At 54.2% G+C, this 18637-nt stretch carries 15 protein-coding genes; 11 read left to right on the top strand and 4 right to left on the bottom strand.

Going from position 1 to position 18637, the window contains the following annotated elements:
• Positions 1 to 16: 16 nt before the first annotated feature.
• The 3 genes from M0814_RS09655 to M0814_RS09645 form a co-directional block, all read right to left on the bottom strand.
• Positions 17 to 814 carry an SDR family oxidoreductase gene (locus M0814_RS09655; RefSeq protein WP_103484362.1) on the bottom strand — a complete coding sequence of 266 codons (798 nt, stop codon included), beginning with the start codon at positions 812 to 814 and terminating at the stop codon, positions 17 to 19.
• Between the two features lie 209 nt (positions 815 to 1023).
• The gene (locus M0814_RS09650) at positions 1024 to 1359 is read right to left on the bottom strand and encodes a helix-hairpin-helix domain-containing protein (protein WP_103484363.1); all 336 of its coding nucleotides are present in this window, start codon (positions 1357 to 1359) and stop codon (positions 1024 to 1026) included.
• Between the two features lie 110 nt (positions 1360 to 1469).
• A complete protein-coding gene (locus M0814_RS09645; RefSeq protein WP_103484364.1) occupies positions 1470 to 3464 on the bottom strand; it encodes a nucleoside-diphosphate sugar epimerase/dehydratase in 1995 nt (664 codons plus the stop codon).
• A 671-nt stretch (positions 3465 to 4135) separates the two neighbouring features.
• Between M0814_RS09645 and M0814_RS09640 the strand changes: the two genes are divergently transcribed.
• Genes M0814_RS09640 through M0814_RS09590 form a run of 11 tightly spaced genes read left to right on the top strand, consistent with a single transcriptional unit; the run spans position 4136 to position 17439 of the window.
• Positions 4136 to 4957, top strand: coding sequence for an ABC transporter permease (locus M0814_RS09640; RefSeq protein ID WP_103484365.1), 822 nt, complete (start codon positions 4136 to 4138; stop codon positions 4955 to 4957).
• The gene (locus M0814_RS09635; protein WP_103484366.1) at positions 4947 to 6227 is read left to right on the top strand and encodes an ABC transporter ATP-binding protein; all 1281 of its coding nucleotides are present in this window, start codon (positions 4947 to 4949) and stop codon (positions 6225 to 6227) included. Before M0814_RS09640 ends, M0814_RS09635 begins: the two co-directional genes overlap by 11 nt.
• Positions 6224 to 9295: a glycosyltransferase gene (locus tag M0814_RS09630; protein WP_103484367.1), complete on the top strand. Its 3072-nt coding sequence runs from the start codon at positions 6224 to 6226 to the stop codon at positions 9293 to 9295. The genes M0814_RS09635 and M0814_RS09630 overlap by 4 nt, the downstream gene beginning before the upstream one ends.
• An 8-nt stretch (positions 9296 to 9303) precedes the next feature.
• The gene (locus M0814_RS09625; protein WP_158547267.1) at positions 9304 to 10752 is read left to right on the top strand and encodes a glycosyltransferase family 39 protein; all 1449 of its coding nucleotides are present in this window, start codon (positions 9304 to 9306) and stop codon (positions 10750 to 10752) included.
• Positions 10752 to 11831: an acyltransferase gene (locus M0814_RS09620; RefSeq protein ID WP_158547266.1), complete on the top strand. Its 1080-nt coding sequence runs from the start codon at positions 10752 to 10754 to the stop codon at positions 11829 to 11831. The genes M0814_RS09625 and M0814_RS09620 overlap by 1 nt, the downstream gene beginning before the upstream one ends.
• Positions 11828 to 12919: a DegT/DnrJ/EryC1/StrS family aminotransferase gene (locus tag M0814_RS09615; RefSeq protein WP_103484369.1), complete on the top strand. Its 1092-nt coding sequence runs from the start codon at positions 11828 to 11830 to the stop codon at positions 12917 to 12919. The genes M0814_RS09620 and M0814_RS09615 overlap by 4 nt, the downstream gene beginning before the upstream one ends.
• A 13-nt stretch (positions 12920 to 12932) precedes the next feature.
• Positions 12933 to 13868: a glycosyltransferase family 2 protein gene (locus tag M0814_RS09610; RefSeq protein WP_103484370.1), complete on the top strand. Its 936-nt coding sequence runs from the start codon at positions 12933 to 12935 to the stop codon at positions 13866 to 13868.
• Positions 13858 to 14817: a WxcM-like domain-containing protein gene (locus tag M0814_RS09605; protein ID WP_103484371.1), complete on the top strand. Its 960-nt coding sequence runs from the start codon at positions 13858 to 13860 to the stop codon at positions 14815 to 14817. Before M0814_RS09610 ends, M0814_RS09605 begins: the two co-directional genes overlap by 11 nt.
• A gap of 4 nt (positions 14818 to 14821) precedes the next feature.
• The gene (locus tag M0814_RS09600; protein ID WP_218565912.1) at positions 14822 to 15199 is read left to right on the top strand and encodes a GtrA family protein; all 378 of its coding nucleotides are present in this window, start codon (positions 14822 to 14824) and stop codon (positions 15197 to 15199) included.
• A gap of 42 nt (positions 15200 to 15241) precedes the next feature.
• Positions 15242 to 16336, top strand: coding sequence for a UDP-N-acetylglucosamine 2-epimerase (non-hydrolyzing) (wecB, locus tag M0814_RS09595; RefSeq protein ID WP_103484372.1), 1095 nt, complete (start codon positions 15242 to 15244; stop codon positions 16334 to 16336).
• Entirely contained in the window at positions 16336 to 17439 is a 1104-nt protein-coding gene (locus tag M0814_RS09590) for a glycosyl transferase (RefSeq protein WP_103484373.1), read from the top strand. The genes wecB and M0814_RS09590 overlap by 1 nt, the downstream gene beginning before the upstream one ends.
• 82 nt (positions 17440 to 17521) lie before the next feature.
• Here the strand turns inward: M0814_RS09590 and M0814_RS09585 are convergent, their stop codons facing one another.
• The gene (locus M0814_RS09585) at positions 17522 to 18613 is read right to left on the bottom strand and encodes an acyltransferase (RefSeq protein ID WP_103484374.1); all 1092 of its coding nucleotides are present in this window, start codon (positions 18611 to 18613) and stop codon (positions 17522 to 17524) included.
• Positions 18614 to 18637: the final 24 nt, after the last annotated feature.

Here is an 18637-nt window from a genome sequence, read left to right as displayed (position 1 = left end):
CCGCAGTTACCTCTGATCAATTTTTGTAGCGTTCAGCCGCCGAACTGCGCGACAGATTTGGTGCCATGACATGCCGCGCACGCACGAATGCCTGCCATTCACCTTCGTCCGGTAGCGACGGGATGGTGATCAACTCACCCTGATCCAGACCGGCCAGCGCCGCATCCACCATCTCACCGGCCTCCATCACCATCTCCGCCGGAATGCCGCTGGCGTCGATGCCCGAGCGTTCCCAGATTTCAGTACGGGTAACGCCGGGCAACACCGCTTGCACCTTCACGCCAGTACCTTCGAGTTCGGCGTTGAGCGATTGAGTCAGGCTCAACACGTAGGCTTTGCTGGCGCTATAGGTCGCGTTGAAGCGCTCCGGAAACAGCGCCACCACCGAGGCGATGTTGATGATCGTGCCGCGTCCGGCCTTGGCGAAACTGGCGGCTGCTGCTGATGCCAGCAACGTAACGGCGGTGACGTTCAACTGGATCAGACGCTCCAGTTGCTCGGCGTCGGAATTGGCCAGCAAGCCATCGGCTGCAACCCCGGCGTTATTCACCAACAGGCTGATGCTCGAATCACTGCGCAGGCGTTGCTGGAGTTTCAGCACATCGTCCTTTTGTGTCAGATCGGCTTTAAGCACTTCGACCTGAACACCATGGGCCTCGCGCAACTGGCTCGCAGCGTTTTCCAGACGCTGCTGATCGCGGGCGACCAACAGCAAATCAAAACCACGTGCTGCCAGCCGCTGCGCGTAGATGGCACCGATACCTGATGATGCCCCGGTGACGACGGCCGTACCTTGAGACTGGACTGAACTCATGAGAGCGCTCCTGAAATACTTTGGGATTGGCCCTCAGCGTTGTTTGCATGAAGGCGGCGGAAATTATTATAGGCATAATCTCACGGCAATATGATACCCATAATTTTCAGCTCACCGACAAACGCGACGCCGCTCCCTCTGTCGCATATCTGCCACTAGAAAGCAGAAAGGCCGGTCAATGACCGGCCCCTTGGCGTTGAATTATCAGCTTAGTTCACTTCCAGCTTGTCGCGATTGCGATCAAGGATCGCCTTGCCGATGCCCTTCACTTCCAGCAGTTCATCCACCGAGGCGAATGGCCCATTAGTATCACGATACGCAACAATGGCTTTTGCCTTCGCCTCGCCGACTCCGGACAACTGTTTTTGCAGAGTTGTTGCGTCGGCGCCGTTGAGATCGACCTTTTCACCTAGAGATACCGTTACCGCCTCCGTCACCATCGTCGCCTTTTCCACCTGAGGGGCCGCAACAGGTGCCGCAATCGCAGCGATCGAAGCACTTGTGAGGAAGGCGAAAACCAGGGAGTAGAAAAAACCGTTACGCATAAATGACGCTCCATCATCGTTTGAGAAAGCAGCTTTTCCGAAGCTGCTCTTCAAACTTAGGCGATGGTTGGCGGGTGTCAAAAATGCGTCTATTACAGGATGTGAAACAATCAGGGTTCGAGACGGCGTTGCTGATAGATCCAGTCGACGATTTCGCCGTCGGGGGTGTAGCCGCTGACGGTTTCTCGCAGCAACTGACGGACTCGTGAGTAATCATCCTTTTCGACCGCGACAAGCAATTCGTGCAGGCGAGCCTTGAGTACGTCCCAGGGAAGATGATCCTCGTTGGCGGTCATGATCATCGGGTGTGGGGTTGCTGCCACGTTGTCGCCGATCAACAGCTCCTCGTAGAGCTTTTCACCTGGCCGCAAGCCAGTGAACTCGATGGAAATATCGCCCTGGGGGTTGCGCTCGGAGCGAATGCTCAAGCCCGACAGGTGGATCATTTTTTCTGCCAGCTCGACAATCCTGACCGGTTCCCCCATGTCCAGCACGAAGACATCACCGCCCTGCCCCATGGATCCGGCTTGAATGACCAACTGCGCAGCTTCCGGAATCGTCATGAAGTAGCGGGTGATCTTGGGATGGGTGACCGTCAGCGGGCCGCCTGACTTGATCTGGCTGTGAAACAGCGGGATCACCGAACCCGACGATCCCAGCACATTACCGAAACGCACCATCGTAAAGCGGGTTTTATTGACTCGGGACACGTTTGAACTGTCGCCAAACAATACCGGTGCAATCTCACGGCTGAGAGCCTGAAGGGTCAACTCGGCCAAACGCTTGGTACTGCCCATGACGTTAGTCGGGCGCACGGCCTTGTCAGTAGAAATCAATACAAAGTTAGATACCCCAGACTGCAGCGCCGCCTGGGCGGTATTAAGGGTACCGATAACGTTATTAAGTACGCCCTCAGCGATATTGTGCTCAACCATCGGCACATGCTTGTAAGCCGCCGCGTGATAGACGGTATCGACTTTCCAGGTTTTCATGACATCGAGCAGCTTGTCCTGATGACGGATCGAGCCAAGAATCGGTAGCAGGCGAACCGATACCGACTCCCTGTCCGCACGTCGCTCGAGCTCGGTCAGGATGCTGTAGAGATTGAATTCACTGTGTTCGAACAGCAAAAGCGTTGTGGGCGCCAAGGCAAAAATCTGCCGACACAACTCCGAACCGATCGAGCCGCCCGCACCTGTGACCATCACCACTTTACCCTTGATGCATCGCTCGAGCAGATCGGGCTGGGCCGGCACTGCATCTCTGCCCAACAGATCGGCGATATCCACCTCCTGAATGTCCTCGACTTTCACCCTGCCGCTGGCCAGATCGGTAAAATTGGGAACACTTCTTACATGAAGTGGAAATCCTTCCAGCAGATTGAGGATTTCTCGACGCCGGGCGCGTGTCGAAGATGGCAGAGCCAGGAGAATTTCCTGCGCACCGGTGACATCGATCATTTGCTGGATGTGCTTGGGTTTGAAGACCTGAAGACCGGAAATAGAGCGATCAGCAATGCTCGCATCATCATCGATGAATGCGACCGGCCGCATGACACGCCCCATTCGCAGAGCCGCAACCAACTGGTTCCCCGCCACACCCGCACCATAAATCGCCACCTTGGTAAGGCCATCTTCACGATTGGCGAACGGCACGTGTTGCACCGCAGTAAACCAGTCCCCCATGAAGTATTGGCGCATGCATAGACGCAAACCGCCAATAATGACAAGGCTAAGCCACCAATAGTTGAAAATGATCGAGCGTGGAATGACCGCTTCGTGATTACTGTACCAATAGACCACAAGCGCAAGAATCAAGGAAGAAAGACTGACAGCCTTGATAATAGCAACAAGGGCATCATTACCGAAGTAGCGCATTACCGCGCGATACATGCCGAACCGGATGAACAGCGGAATGGCAATCAAAGGTGCACAGGCGAACAACCAGAAATGGACGCGAAAAGGGTTATACATGTCGTCGATGCCGAGACGCACGATGAACGCAAGCCAAAGTGCCAGCCACACCAGCATGCAATCAGTGGCGACTTGCAATAGCCGTTTCTGCCGCCGCGGTAGACTCAGTAAAAAAACCCTAAATTTATCCATAAATCTCCAGTCGCCTTTCCGACTTCGCTCCTCGCAAAAACTGCGCTTCATTGTACGTAAATGGAAACACAGTGCACGGCTAAAAAAGGAACAACATACACATTCAGCCAGTTACCATTGGACCACCCGAGTAACGTTTTCTTCCGGCAAGCTTGCCCGCCACTCAAAACCTGGCTGTTTCGGACATGCCCTCACAACCCCTAATGTATAGCTGTCGAGCCAAAAAATTCGTGAAGATTTCAAACGAAAGGCCGTCGCACAGCAAAATCATGCCCAAGTATTTCATCAACATATTTGACCGGATCCGGCGATCAGAAGCGGCTGCGCAGTCAGGATCAAGCGAACCAATGGCAATATGACTCCATTTCTGCCATGCGCAGCAAAGCCATGATGCGTGCAAGTGGCTGACCGCTCGGGAAATCGGAGATTATTGGGTGAAATGGCATGCCCCAATACGATATCATGCGCAACGCGGTCGAGACGTTGGGCTCATAAGCCGGGCCATGCTTGCGAGCAGCCAATTGTTCCTCCTGTTCAAGACTAAATTTACATGGATTGGTAGCAGCCGACCTGATCAGGCCTCGCCTGATCAGCCTGAAAAATGGACACCCCTCGCTGTCAAGATTGAACACTAATAGGCCACCTGCACGAAAAGTCGAGTCAAATTACTGATGCAAAATTATTCAGCAAAGCCGATAGAAATGATCAGCAGTTTTTGGCGTAACAAACGCTTGATAATGCAACTGAGCAAGCGCGAAGTACTCGGGCGTTATCGCGGTTCGACACTGGGCTTATCGTGGTCTTTTTTTAACCCAATTCTAATGCTGATCATTTACACCTTCGTTTTCTCGGTTGTATTCAAAGCGCGCTGGGGAGTTTCTGCTGACGAAAGCAAAACTGACTTCGCCATCATCCTTTTTGTTGGACTTCTCATTCACGGTTTATTTGCCGAGTGCATTAATCGCGCACCGACACTAATAACCTCCAATGTCAGCTATGTGAAAAAAGTCGTTTTCCCTCTGGAAGTGCTTTCATGGGTGACATTCATGTCGGCGCTGTTCCATGCCGCCATCAGCCTGATCGTACTACTGCTGGCGCAAGTCATCATCAACCATGGAATCCCATGGACAGCGGTGTTGTTTCCATTCGTCATGCTGCCGTTGTTTCTCGCCATCATGGGAATGAGCTGGCTTTTCGCCTCGCTGGGTGTCTACTTGCGCGACATCAGTCAGATCACGGTCATGTTCACCACCGTGATGCTGTTCATGTCTGCCGTGTTCTTCCCGATTACCGCGCTGCCGGAAAAATACCAGTTCTGGATAAGGATCAATCCATTGGCCTACATCATTGAACAAAGTCGTAACGTTCTGATATTCGGCCAGGTACCGGATCTCAAGACCTGGAGCATCATGCTTGTCGTGGGCGCCGCGGTGGCCTGGTGCGGATTTGCCTGGTTCCAAAAGACTCGCAAGGGGTTTGCCGATGTACTCTGAGCCAGCCATTACCGTAGAAAACCTCAGCAAATGCTACGAAGTGTATGACAAGCCGCACAAACGGCTGCTGCAGATGCTGTTTCGCGGAAAACGCAAATACTTCAGCGAATTCTGGGCGCTGAGAAGCGCCTCGTTCGAAGTCCAGGCCGGGGAGACTGTCGGGATCATCGGAAGTAACGGCTCCGGGAAGTCCACATTACTGCAGATGCTTTGCGGCACCCTGAACCCAAGTGCCGGCGAGATCAACGTACGCGGGCGCATTGCAGCTCTGCTGGAGCTCGGCGCCGGCTTCAACCCGGAGTTCACCGGCAAGGAAAACGTTTATCTCAATGCCGCAATCCTAGGGTTGTCGCTCAAGGAAATCGATGAGACGTACGCCGACATTGAAGCCTTCGCGGAGATCGGCGAGTTCATCAACCAACCAGTCAAGACGTACTCTTCCGGTATGTACGTGCGCCTGGCTTTTTCCGTGGCGGTACACACTAAACCAAGCATTCTCGTCGTTGACGAAGCGCTCTCGGTTGGCGATGCGCGCTTTCAGGCCAAATGCCTTGATCGCATCAAGCAAATGAAGGATTCCGGCGTCAGTATTCTTTTCGTGTCCCACGATGTCGCGGCGGTTCGCACGTTGTGCGACCGTGCACTTTGGCTGGACAAAGGCAGCGTTCGCGCGATCGGCGATGTGTTTCCGGTTACCGCGCAATACACCGAATTCCTGTTTGACCGCAGCCCGGAAAAGGTGCCGGATATCTCCTCTCCCGACGCCAAGCCAGAACCGCGTCAGGCGCAGCAGCCGATCAATCACTGGGGCTCGCATATCGGTATTATCGAAAGTGCCGGGATTTATGACGAACAGGGCGTCAGAAAGAATCTCTACACCGACCATGAGAAAATGATCATCAAGATCCGGTTCAATACGCAACCGTTGAAATCTACCGATGGCTTGTCGGTTTCATTCTCTCTGAAGAACCTAGCTGGCAGCGATCTGATTGTCGGCAGCACCTGGAATCAGAAGCTGACGTTCAGCCCGGACGATGGAGCCGGCCAGGAAGTGCACTTCGAAGTTGATAACTACTTGTGTTCCGGTGATTACCTGCTGGTGGCAGCTATCGAAAACAGAACTTCAGCGGCCATCCACTACTACGAATATCTTGAAGGGGCGCAGTATTTCTCCTCCTCTTTTATAAGCAATGCATCCGGACAATTCATGCCGAGAATTGCCATGACCATTGAAAATAATGCGGTGAGTAAAGGAGCACTTACACCATGAAAAAACCAACAGACGACGCAGCTGCAACTGGTGAAGTCAACTCCAAAACCTACTGGGACCATCGCTTTTCCAGCGACTGGGAAGAAAACTTCGGTCGTGAACAAAGCATCTTCTTCAGTAACGTTGCGGCCGACAACTTTCCCTCCTGGCTCACCGCGCAAATCAAAGACCAGCATCTGACAATGTGCGACTGGGGTTGCGCACAGGGTGATGGCACGCAAAACCTGGCTAAACGCTTGAGCCTCCCGGATCTGGTGGGCGTGGACTTTTCATCCGAAGCCATTGCCAAGGCCAGCGCGGCATACCCTGAATACCGGTTTGTCTGTGATGACTTTCTCGGTGAAAGTTCCGATGCCGCGTGGGATGTGTTGTTCTCCTCCAATACGCTCGAACACTTTGCCTCGCCGTGGACGGTACTCGAGCAGATTCGTGCCAGAGCCAAAAAGTTTATTGTGCTGCTCCTGCCATTCAGGGAGCAGGAGCTGATCGATGAGCATTTCTACTCCTTCGACTTCGACAACGTCCCGGCCAGCGTCGGCAATTGGGCGCTGACGCACAGCAGCATCGTAGATACCTCGCAGCACGAGCCCAACTATTGGCGCGGCGAGCAGATCCTGCTGATCTACTCCAACCTGGATAACCCGCAGGGTACGCAACTGCACTTGAGCAATCTCAATATCGATGCCGGCATCTTGCGCGACTTGAATAGCCGGATCATGACCCAGCGCCAACGCCTTGAACAAGAGCACGCCGAATTCGAAGAGGCGCGCCGCAACCTTGAGCTCCGCCAGGCAGAGCTGATGGCAAGCCAGGCCGAAACCGAAGCCAGACTTAACGCGAGCCTGCAGGACAATCAAGCCTGCGTGGAAGCGCACAAGATCACCTCCGATCAACTCAAGCTTGTCGAGGCTCAATATCGCCAGTTGATCAACAGCCATTCCTGGAAACTGACCAAGCCACTGCGCCTGGCCACTCGCCTCGCCCGGCATGGACTGTCGGCGGGTGATAAGCGCGCCCTGAAAAACAAACTGCGCAGCATTTATCACAAATTGCCACTACCGGCAGCGGTAAAGCGCGGACTGCGCCAGTCCTACTCGAAAGTGGTTGAAGCGCCCATCTCGGTTGTAAAGAACCAGTTGTTGGACGGCAACACGTTCAAACTGCCGACGCTGCGTCCGGCACCGCAAGAGAAAGGTCTGGCCGACTATATTTTCTGGGGGGTAATTGACTGGCACTTCCGTCACCAGCGCCCACAGCAACTGGCTCAGGCACTGGCAGGCGCCGGGCGCCGGGTGTTTTACATCTCGGTCAATCTGGTGGATGACCCACGCCCCGGCTTCAATGTCGAACAACTGGATACGCAGGGGCGCCTGTTCCAGATCAACCTCTACGCCAAAGGCGCACCGGTGATCTACACCACGGCACCGGGCGTCGATATCGCCGATCAGCTCAAAGGTTCGATCGGACAGGTACTGGACTGGGCGGGTACTCGCCAGATCGTTTCGCTGATCCAGCATCCATTCTGGTATGAAACCTCGTCGATGCTGCCCGACAGCGAACTCGTCTACGACTGCATGGATCACCATGAAGGTTTCGGCAATGTGTCCGAGGAAGTGTTGTCGATCGAGCGCGCACTCATGCGCAATGCCGACATCACGATCACCACCTCGACGTGGCTGGACGAAATCGTTTCGCAGCATACGCAGAACCGTGTACTGATCCGCAACGCCGGTGAGTTCGAACACTTCGCCGCGCGTCCGGCCGACGTGTATGTCGATCCGCAGCAACGCAAGATCATCGGCTATTACGGTGCAATTGCCGAATGGTTCGATCTCGATCTGCTGGAAAGTGTCGCCAAGGCCTTCCCGCAACACAGCGTACTGATGATAGGTGCTGATACCGTCGGGGCGCGCGCCAGATTGGCACATCTGAGCAACGTCACCTTCACTGGTGAAATGCCCTACAGCGAACTGCCGAAATACCTGCACGCGTTTGACGTTTGCCTACTGCCCTTCCAGGTCATTCCGCTGACTCTCGCCACCAATCCGGTCAAGGTTTACGAGTACCTGAGCGCTGGCAAACCTGTGGTCTCCGTCGATCTGCCGGAAATCAAGCAGTTTGAAAACCTGGTGCACGCCGCAGCGACCACCGATGACTTCATCAAGGCTATCGCCGAAGAGATCGAGGCCCCAGACGCTGCAGAACGTATACCCGCGCGCCAGAATTTCGCCAGAAACCAGACTTGGGGTCATCGTGCCGAACAGATGATTCAACGCATCGAGCACGAGCGCACCGTACCGCGCGTCAGCGTTATCGTGGTCACGTACAACAACATAGAACTGACCAAGGCCTGTCTCACCAGCCTGGAAGAGAACACCAATCACGAGAATCTCGAGATCATTGTTGTCGACAATGCCTCCGCCGATGGCACGCCTGCGCTGCTCAGCGAATGGGTGACCCAAGGCGAAAACCGCAAAATCATCCTGAACGAAGATAATCGTGGTTTTGCCGCCGGCAACAACCAAGGCCTGGCCATTGCCGATGGCGAGTATCTGGTGCTGCTCAACAACGATACGTTTGTCACGCCAGGCTGGATTCGCACGCTGTACCGCCACTTGGAGCGTAACAAGACCATCGGCATCATCGGCCCGGTCACCAACAACATCGGCAACGAAGCAAAGATTCAGATCAGCTACCAGACGATGGACGAAATGCTGGTCGAATCAGGCAAATACACCCACAGTCACATTGGCAAACTGCAGAACATTCAGACCGCCGCCTTCTTCTGCGTCATGTTCTCGCGCCAGACCTACGAGGCCGTGGGTCCACTGGATGAAGCGTTCGGTCGCGGGTTCTTCGAGGATGACGACTATTGCCGACGCGTCGAGCAGCTTGGCCTGTCCATTGCGTGTGCAGAAGACGTGTTCATTCACCACCATTTGTCGGCCTCCTTCAACAAACTCAGAAGCGCCGATCGACAAGCCCTGTTCGAGCAGAACAAAGCCACTTATGAGGCCAAATGGGGCACATGGACGCCACACTCTTACAAGAACGTAGAAAAAAAATGAATGAACCAATGAACACGATGCAAAACTCGGTGCAGTCAAAGCTCTTGAATATCCTTTCATTTGCATTGATTTCGGTCGTCTTCTACTACATGGCCTACTACTCCGTGTCGGATCTGCTGCCCAGTTCCGTGCCGGTTCACCATGACGACTACACCAACTACTCATCCGCGGCCGGCGGATTGGCCCTGTCGTGGATCCGCCCGTTGTCGACCTGGCTGATTTTCATATTTTCCTCGCTGGGCCCTGAATGGTTGATCTGGTCTGTCAGAATCTTCACCGCCACCTATGTCTTCCTGGCCTGGAAGATCCTGATTGAAGTCGTTCGACCTCGTCAGTACTGGATCAGCCTGCTGCTGTTCGCTGTGGCAGCACTGTGCAGTCCGATCGTGGCCGAGTACGCACGCTACACCGGCATGGTGACGCACATGATGTCCGGTTGCCTGGGCCTCGCGGCGGTGTACTGCCTGTTCAAAGATGACCGTGAAAGCAATAACGGCTGGCTCTATGCGTCGGTGGTTCTGCTGGTGCTGTCCACACTGGCCAAGGAAGACTTCATCCTGTTTTACGTGTTTTCCTTTGTGTACGTCATGATCAAGTCGGACAAGCCGCTCAAACCACGCCTGCTGGTCGGGTTGGCCGGACTGGCGGTGTCCCTGCTGATGGTGGCAGGTGCGAAGTTTCTCGCCGCCTCCAGTTTTCTCGGGGCAAGTGACACCCAATCGTCGTACTTCATCGATACTTCGATCATGGGCGTCGCCACAACGGTCTGGCGCTACCTGACCGGAGCCGGACATCCGGCCATGGCCGGACACGGCCAAATCATTGCAGGCGCCATGATATTTGCCAGCATCGCTTCGCTGATCGTGCTGATACGAGACAGAAAAATCCCGAAATCGCTTTATGTCGTGGGTGCCACCCTGACTTTGATCGCGCCGTATTCGGTTCTGCCAAATCACGTCAATGCCTATTACGAACTGATCTGGCTGCCCTTCATAATCGGCGCGGTGTACGTAGCGCTGGCAGAATTGCTCAACACCTGGAAACCGGCTGCCACACGATCCTATGCAGCGTGCGCGGCGCTCGCCGCACTGGCATTCTGGCTGGCCATGACCGACGCACCGGGTCGATTAAGTGTTGCGCACTGGTATGACGCCGTCGGTTCCGACAATGCCAGGTTTTTCAAACAGCTTGAGGACAATAAAGCCGCCATTAACGCTGCACCGTCGGTGTGCGTTTACGGCGCCAATGCATTCTCTCCGTGGTACATGCACAGTGGCCAGTATCTGGAAACCGTGATGGGACTGCACACCGTATGGAATGTAGTTGCAGACAAGAGCTCCGCGCTCTACCCGGGCTTTGCCCAAGGCGCTGGTTCTTCCAAGGGGCGAGTGGTCGTGACGGATGCGTCCGAGACCAATGCGAACTGCCTGAAACTCACGCTCGCAGGGGCTCAATAATGCGTACGCTTGCGGACGTCTTCGTTGGAAAAAACAACAACCTGACTTTCATTCGGCTTGTCGCTGCATTGTCAGTCATCTATGGGCATACCTCGGCAATAGTCGCGGGGGCGCCCGCAGACTGGGTGGCAGTCACTACCGGCTATGCATTCATCGGCGGTGTGGCGGTTGACCTGTTTTTCCTTATCAGCGGTTTCCTGGTCACTGCCAGCATCATGAACGGCGGTGTAAAGAACTATGTCATCGCGCGTGCTCTGCGCATCTATCCGGCACTATGGGTCAACCTGATACTGGTCACTTTTGTGCTGGGCAGCATCGTCACCACCCTGTCCGTGTCGGATTACCTTACCCGTGGCGAGACCTGGTCCTATTTCAAGGGGTTGGCTTTCACCTTCCGGGGTGGCTTCTTCCTGCCCGGCGTATTCACAACCAATCATGATCAGGCAGTGAACGGCTCAATCTGGTCGGTACTTTATGAAGTCTGGCTTTATGTAGTGGTGCTGTTTTTCTATATTTTGGGCCTGATGCGCAGTCGTGCCGTCTTCAACACTCTGTTCTTTGTATTGATCGTGGTGCTATGGAACGATAAATCCTACGTGCCAGCGGCTGTCAGCAGCGCAACAGCAATGCACGTCTGCCTGCTGTTCTATATTGGTTCATTCCTATATATCAATCGGGACAGCGTGCCGATCAGCCCATACTTCCTGTTGATCGCACTGTTCCTGGCAGGCATTACGCTGGGCACTGATAAATTCCCTTACGGCTACATCCTGTTGTTGGTAACGTTCTTTTGCACTGTGAGTTTCCTGAAACAATTCGCCTGGATGGACAAGTGGGGAGATTATTCCTACGGCGTTTATCTGTATGGTTGGCCTGCACAACAACTTGTCGCCTGGGTGTTTCCTGAATTTTCAGGTACTCAAAACTGCCTGGCAGCGAGCGTGATCGCCCTGGTTTGCGGCATTGCCTCTTGGCATCTCATCGAAAAGAAAGCGATGCGCCTGAAAAAGGTTTTTCTCGGAAAACCAAAAACCTCTACAACCAATTCCGGCTTGAACACCCAAGGAGCATCGATATGATCCCCCTCTTTTCCGACGTGGCAATGAACAAAAACCTCGACTTCCTTGGCGCAGTCAAGAAAGTGCTCGACCGCCACTGGTATGTACTGGGCGAAGAGGTAACCGGATTCGAGGCTGAATTTGCTGACTATGTGGACGCAAGTCACTGCGTATCGATGGCCAATGGTACAGATGCCATTGAAATTGCGTTGCGCAGTGTCGGCGTCGAGCGTGGCGACCTGGTCGTGACAGTGGCCAACGCCGGTTTCTATAGCAGCACGGCGATTCACGCCATCGGCGCCACGCCACTGTATGTCGATATTGACCCATCGACCATGACCATGTCGGTTGACGCCCTCGCCGAAGCGCTGAAGCAAAATCCCAAGTGCGTGATCGTCACCCACCTGTATGGCCAATTGGCGAACATCGAAAAGCTGCTGGATCTGGCCAAGGCTGCCGGCGTCAAGCTGATCGAAGACTGCGCACAGTCCCACGGCGCCAAGCGTGACGGTCGTCAGGCGGGCAGTTTTGGCGACGTCGCCTGCTTCAGCTTCTATCCGACCAAGAACCTTGGCGCAATGGGTGACGGCGGTGCAGTCGTGACCAGCGACGCCGATCTGGCCGCGCGTCTGAAAACTCTGCGCCAATATGGCTGGTCCTCTAAATACCACGTCGGCCATGCTGGCGGGAAAAACAGCCGCCTGGACGAAATGCAGGCGGCTATTCTGCGCATCAAACTGCCTTTGCTCGACGCATGGAACGCCTCTCGCCGCGACATCGCAACCCGTTACAATGCGGCCTTTGCCACACTTGGTTTCGACGCGCTGCCATCGGTAGATGATTCCTACGCCGCGCATCTGTATGTTGCGCGCTTGCAGAACCGCGATGGGTTCCGTGAGTTCCTGAAATCCGAAGGCGTTACTACGGACGTTCACTACCCGGTTCCGGACCACCTGCAAGCGGCTTACACCGAGCCTCGTATTGCCGGCACTCTGGAAGTGACCGAGAGTACCTGCAAAAACCTGGTGACACTGCCTTGCTTCCCGGGCATGGCCGACGAAGCGGTGGAAGCGGTCATTGCGGCCGTGAAAAAATATTTCGCACAATAAGGAGCACCATCGCTTGCTAACGTTAGTCATCCCTGTCTACAAAAATGAAGGCTCGTTGCCTGACTTGTTGGTCGCCATCGATGGACTGAACAGTAAGTTGGCAGGCGATTTCGAAGCGGTCTTCGTGATCGACGGCAGTCCTGACCGGTGCTATGAAATCCTGCGCGACGAGTTGCCCAAGCAGCGCTTCGAGTCACGCCTGGTTCTGCTCTCGCGCAACTTTGGCTCATTCCCGGCCATCCGAGTCGGGCTTGAGGCCGGTCGCGGCGATCGTTTTGCAGTCATGGCCGCCGACCTGCAGGAGCCGCCCGACCTGGTGCTCGAGATGAACTCGCAGCTGCTGACCGGACAGTTTGATGTTGTCCTGGGCGTTCGCGAAGGTCGCGATGATCCGCTGCTCTCGCGCATCGCCTCCAAGACGTTCTGGAATCTGTATCGCCGCTATGTGGTATCCGAGATTCCGGAAGGCGGCGTGGATGTGTTCGGCTGCAACAAGGCTTTTCGCGACACACTGCTGACCCTGGATGAACGGCACAGCTCGCTGATCGCGCAGATTTTCTGGCTGGGCTATCGTCGCAAGACCATTTCCTACAACCGTCTGAAACGTGAGCACGGCAAATCGGCGTGGACCTTCTCCAAGAAGGTCAACTACATGATGGACAGTATTTTCGCCTTCACGGACCTGCCCATCCGCCTGCTCACCCGACTGGGTGGGGCTACCACCATCCTCGCGGCCGGTTTCGGTATCGTCGTCACCATTGCACGGCTTCTTGGGCTGATTACAGTCTCGGGCTATGCAATGACCATCAATGTCATCGTCTTTCTGGGAGCCGCCAACCTGCTCGGCCTGGGGATCGTCGGTTCGTACGCATGGCGTACCTACGAGAACACCAAGGCCCGCCCGCTGGCTATTCCCATGAGAACCGAGAGTTTCAATCATGAAAAATGAAAACGCCGAGTACTTCGTTCACCCCAACGGGCTTTGCGAGTCTCCCCATATTGGCAAGGACACGAAAATCTGGGCCTTTGCACACGTGCTGCCGCAAGCCCGACTCGGTTCCGAATGCAACATCTGCGACAACGTCTTCATTGAGAATGATGTGGTCATCGGTGACCGTGTCACAATCAAGTGCGGAGTTCAGGTGTGGGACGGCATCGAGATCATGGATGACGTGTTCATCGGTCCCAACGCCACCTTCACCAACGACCGCTTTCCGCGCAGCAAGCAGTATCCGGAAGAGTTCCTGCGCACGGTGGTCAAAGCCAAAGCAACCATCGGTGCCAACGCCACCATTTTGCCGGGGCTGACCATCGGCGAGAATGCCATGATTGGCGCCGGAGCCGTGGTGACCCGCTCCGTACCGCCCTTTGCGATTGTCGTGGGTAATCCGGCCAAAATCATTGGCTATGCCGATGCCGTGCCAAGTTCCAATGACAGTGGCAAGATCAGCACCTCCTCGAAGCCGGCAGTGACCGGCACCAACGTTTCCGGGGTCACACTGCATACCTTCAAGGCAGTCCCGGATCTGCGCGGCAGCCTGTCAGTCGGCGAGTTCGAGCGTGAGATTCCATTCAGCCCGAAACGCTACTTTCTGGTTTATGACGTGCCCACCGCCGATACCCGCGGCGAGCACGCCCATCACCAGTGCCATCAGTTCCTGATCGCCGTCAGAGGCAGCATTCGGGTAGTAGTAGACGATGGCGAAACCCGCGAGGAAATCACTTTGGATCGGCCAAACATGGGCCTCTACCTGCCACCCAAAACCTGGGGGATACAGTACAAGTACTCTGCCGACGCCATGCTGCTCGTGTTTGCATCGGACTACTACGACGCCGACGACTACATCCGCGACTACAGCGAGTTTGTCGATCTGATCAAATCGCAAAAGCGGGCTTGAGCGGATGTCTCGGCAAAAAACCTTCACCGATCTGATCAAGTTTGTAATAGGCGGGGGTATCAACACCGCCTTCACTTTTGGCCTCTACTTCGGCCTGCAGATCCTGCTGCCCTATCAGGTGGCGTACGCCCTGGCATTCGCCACGGGCGTCGTTTTTTCGTACTGGTTCAATGCCACGATCGTGTTCAAGACGCCCGTGAGCTGGAAAGGATTCTTCGCCTTTCCCCTCGTGTATCTCGTGCAGTACTTGCTTTCAGCTGTACTGTTGAGCGTCTTCGTCGAACGTTTTGGCATTCCTCAAAGTGTCGCGCCGCTGGTTGTCATCGTGGTGACGATCCCGATTACTTTCGTGTTGACCCGCTGGTTCATGCGCCGTACCTAGGCACCCGTCATCACGCCCCAAATTAGCAAAGGAAACAGTCAGATGAAAATCATGTGCACCGTGGGCACCCGGCCAGAAGCAATCAAGATGGCACCAGTCATCCTTGCGCTGAAGGAACAGCCCTGGGCTGATGTCTGCGTTCTGGCGACCGCACAACACCGCCATATGCTCGACCAAGTGATGAACTTCTTCGGTATCGTGCCCGATATCGACCTGAACATCATGAAGCCCAACCAGACCCTGACAGAGCTGACAGCCCGCCTGTTGCTGGAACTGGACAAAGTGTTGCTCGACGAAAAGCCCGATGTGGTCCTGGCCCAAGGTGACACCACCACGGTATTCGCCATGGCGCTGGCGTGCTTCTACCGACGCATTCCTTTTGGCCACGTCGAAGCGGGCCTTCGGACTTGGGACATGCAAAACCCTTTCCCTGAAGAAGCCAACCGCGTCCTGGCCGGCCGACTGACCCGCTGGCATTTCGCACCGACCGAAAGCTCGCAGGCCAACCTGTTGCGCGAAGGTATTCCGGCTCAGGACATTACCGTCACTGGCAACACCGTCATCGATGCCCTGCTGATGACTGCAGCCAAGGATCTGACTTTGGATATCGACCTGGACGACAGCAAACGCCTGATCCTGGTCACCTCGCACCGCCGCGAGAACTTCGGTGCTCCGTTTCGGGACATTTGCCGCGCCCTTAAGGCCTTGGCCGAGCGCAACAGCGATGTACAGATTCTCTACCCGGTTCACCCGAATCCTAACGTGAAGGATGTTGCCCACGAAGTGTTGGCCGACGTTCCCAATATCGTGTTGTGCGAGCCTCTGGATTACGCTCCATTCATCGCCGCCATGAAGAAGTCCTACCTGATCATCAGCGACTCCGGTGGTGTGCAGGAAGAAGCACCGGCACTGGGTATTCCGGTGCTGGTATTGCGCGATGAAACCGAACGTCCGGAAGCGGTGGAAATGGGGGTGGTCAAACTGGTCGGCCCGAACTACGAGCGCATTATCGAAGAAGCACAGACCTTGCTCGACAGCCGGGAAGCCTATAAGGCAATGGCCCGTGGTGTTTCTCCGTATGGCGACGGTAAAGGCGCAGAGCGCATTGTTGCGGTGCTCAAAGAGTACTGCGCTTGATGCGTCTGGTTTATCTGTCACCGGTGCCCTGGGCAAGCTTTGCCCAGCGTCCCCAGAAATTCGTCCGCTGGTTCCATGAAAAGACCGGCGGCGAGGTACTGTGGCTGGAGCCCTATCCGAGTCGTTTTCCGTGCCTTGCCGATTTCAGGAAAATGGGTGTCAGCGATAAAACCGAAAGTGATGTTCTGGAACCTTGGCTGAGGGTGTTGAAGCCTCGTGCCCTGCCGATTGAGCCATTGCCGGGATCCGGCCTGCTAAACAAACATCTTTGTTGGTCCGAGATTTTAGAGTCGATAAACAAGTTCAGCCGCGATCAAGAAGTGATGCTGGTCATCGGTAAGCCGACAACACTCGCGTTACAGGTCCAGACGCTGCTGAAAGACCACCCGTCGATTTACGATGCCATGGACGACTTCCCGACGTTCTTCTCGGGCATGTCAAAGTTGGCGATGACGTACCGCGAACGAAAGATCGGCCAAACAGTTGACACGGTTTTGGCGTCGTCAACCAAACTTCAAAAAAAATGGGAACATCAGAATACGAATGTGAAATTCGTTCCCAACGGACTTGATGTCGCACTGTTGCCGCCCCCAAAAATCAACGTGGCCAGTCGACCAACCACTTTTGGATATCTCGGTACTGTCGGTGCATGGTTTGACTGGCGATGGATAATTGATCTAGCGCGTTCGCGACCCGACGATAATGTTCATATCGTCGGCCCAGTGTTCAATCCCAGTCCTGTTAAACTTCCCGACAACCTTAGATTGTTCCCCCCGTGTAGTCATAAAGAGGCACTGGCGACCATGCTATCCTTCGATGTGGCCGTTATTCCGTTTATCAAGAACGAGCTGACATCATCCGTAGATCCAATCAAATACTACGAGTATCGAGCGCTGGGATTGCCAATCATATCCACTGGCTTCGGTGAAATGGCATACCGGGATGGGCAGGACGGGGTCTACCTTTGCGACAGCACGGCTGATTTGAATCCACTGATTGAAAAAGCCTTGGCTTATACGACAACAAAGACATTTTGCGATGACTTCAAGAACGCCAATAGTTGGGAAACTCGCTTCAATGCAGCCAGCGTGATTGCGCGCTGACCTCTCTCCTGCTGCTTTAGACAGTCCAGACAAAAAAGCCCAGTATCAACTGGGCTTTTTTGGGTTTGAAAAATGATGAAGTTTATGGTGCTCCGACGGGGATTATTGTAGAGGGAGCTTTCGCACGGTTTCTGTAAAAAACCAGCACCTTTTTACCTAATTTTATGCCTTGCATTTCGATTGTCTTATGCATGAAGTAGCAGACAACAATAAGAAGAATGAACGTTTGCAGGCTGGGCGAAACAGATTTAAACCCTCGTCCTGCCACAAGCAGACTCAAATACAACCAGAGCCAGTTATGAAACAAGTAAACCGAATAGGTCAAATCCGACGCCATTCGTAAAATCTTGCCGTCCGGCAGTTTTGATCCATATAACCAACCAGTAACAAATATACCAAGAGCCATTATCGCAAAGTGGCTCTGACTCCATCCAGGCTGGAATCGCGAGATCAGGAGCATATAAATCAGAAACATAATGCCAATTATCACTGCGCAACTTTTCCTATTCGCTGTACCGACCTCCATTAGATAAACCAAGGAGCCCATCAGCAAAAACGGTGCGTAAAGCGTGAAGTAACCATGATTCCACATTTCCTTACCGGGAATCTGCGGTAACAGATAAAGTACACAGGCGCTACCGAATAATATCCAGGGTAGTCGATTCTGCTGCCTGAAAGCCCCGACCGCCTTGAGCAACCCCATGTAGACATAAAACATCACTTCAATTCTTAATGTCCATTCAACACTGGCCAATGTGTTCGGGGTCTGAAAGAAGTCGCCGATCAACAAGAGCTGCGGTATCAAAACCGAGAGTGGTGGAAACGGAATATTGTTCAAGTGATGCCACATGACCCACTCAAGTAGAACGGCAACCACGTAAAGAGGATAAATACGGAAGATCCGTTTTATCATGAACTCCAGAGGTGCTTCCATTTGCAAGACATGGGAAATGATATAACCAGAGGTCAGAAAGAATACAACGACCCCCGCGGCGCCTCCCAAACAAAGCGTATATGCCAATTCTGCGATTAAACGAAGTGTCGCATGCTGAGAGCCATTCGCGATAAACGCTTGCAACTGCAGTTCGAGTTTATGCCCGATCAACACACTCATGAACGCAAACACGCGCATGTAATCGAGGAAGACAATGCGCCCCGAAATCTTTGAAGACATTATTTCACCTGATGCTGGACTTTT

The sequence above is a fragment of the Pseudomonas sp. MWU12-2020 genome (assembly GCF_023100605.1).
GTDB classification, from domain to species: Bacteria; Pseudomonadota; Gammaproteobacteria; order Pseudomonadales; family Pseudomonadaceae; genus Aquipseudomonas; species Aquipseudomonas fluorescens_H.
The sequence above is the reverse complement of the archived record's forward strand: the minus strand, read 5'-3'. Positions and strand labels throughout refer to the sequence as shown.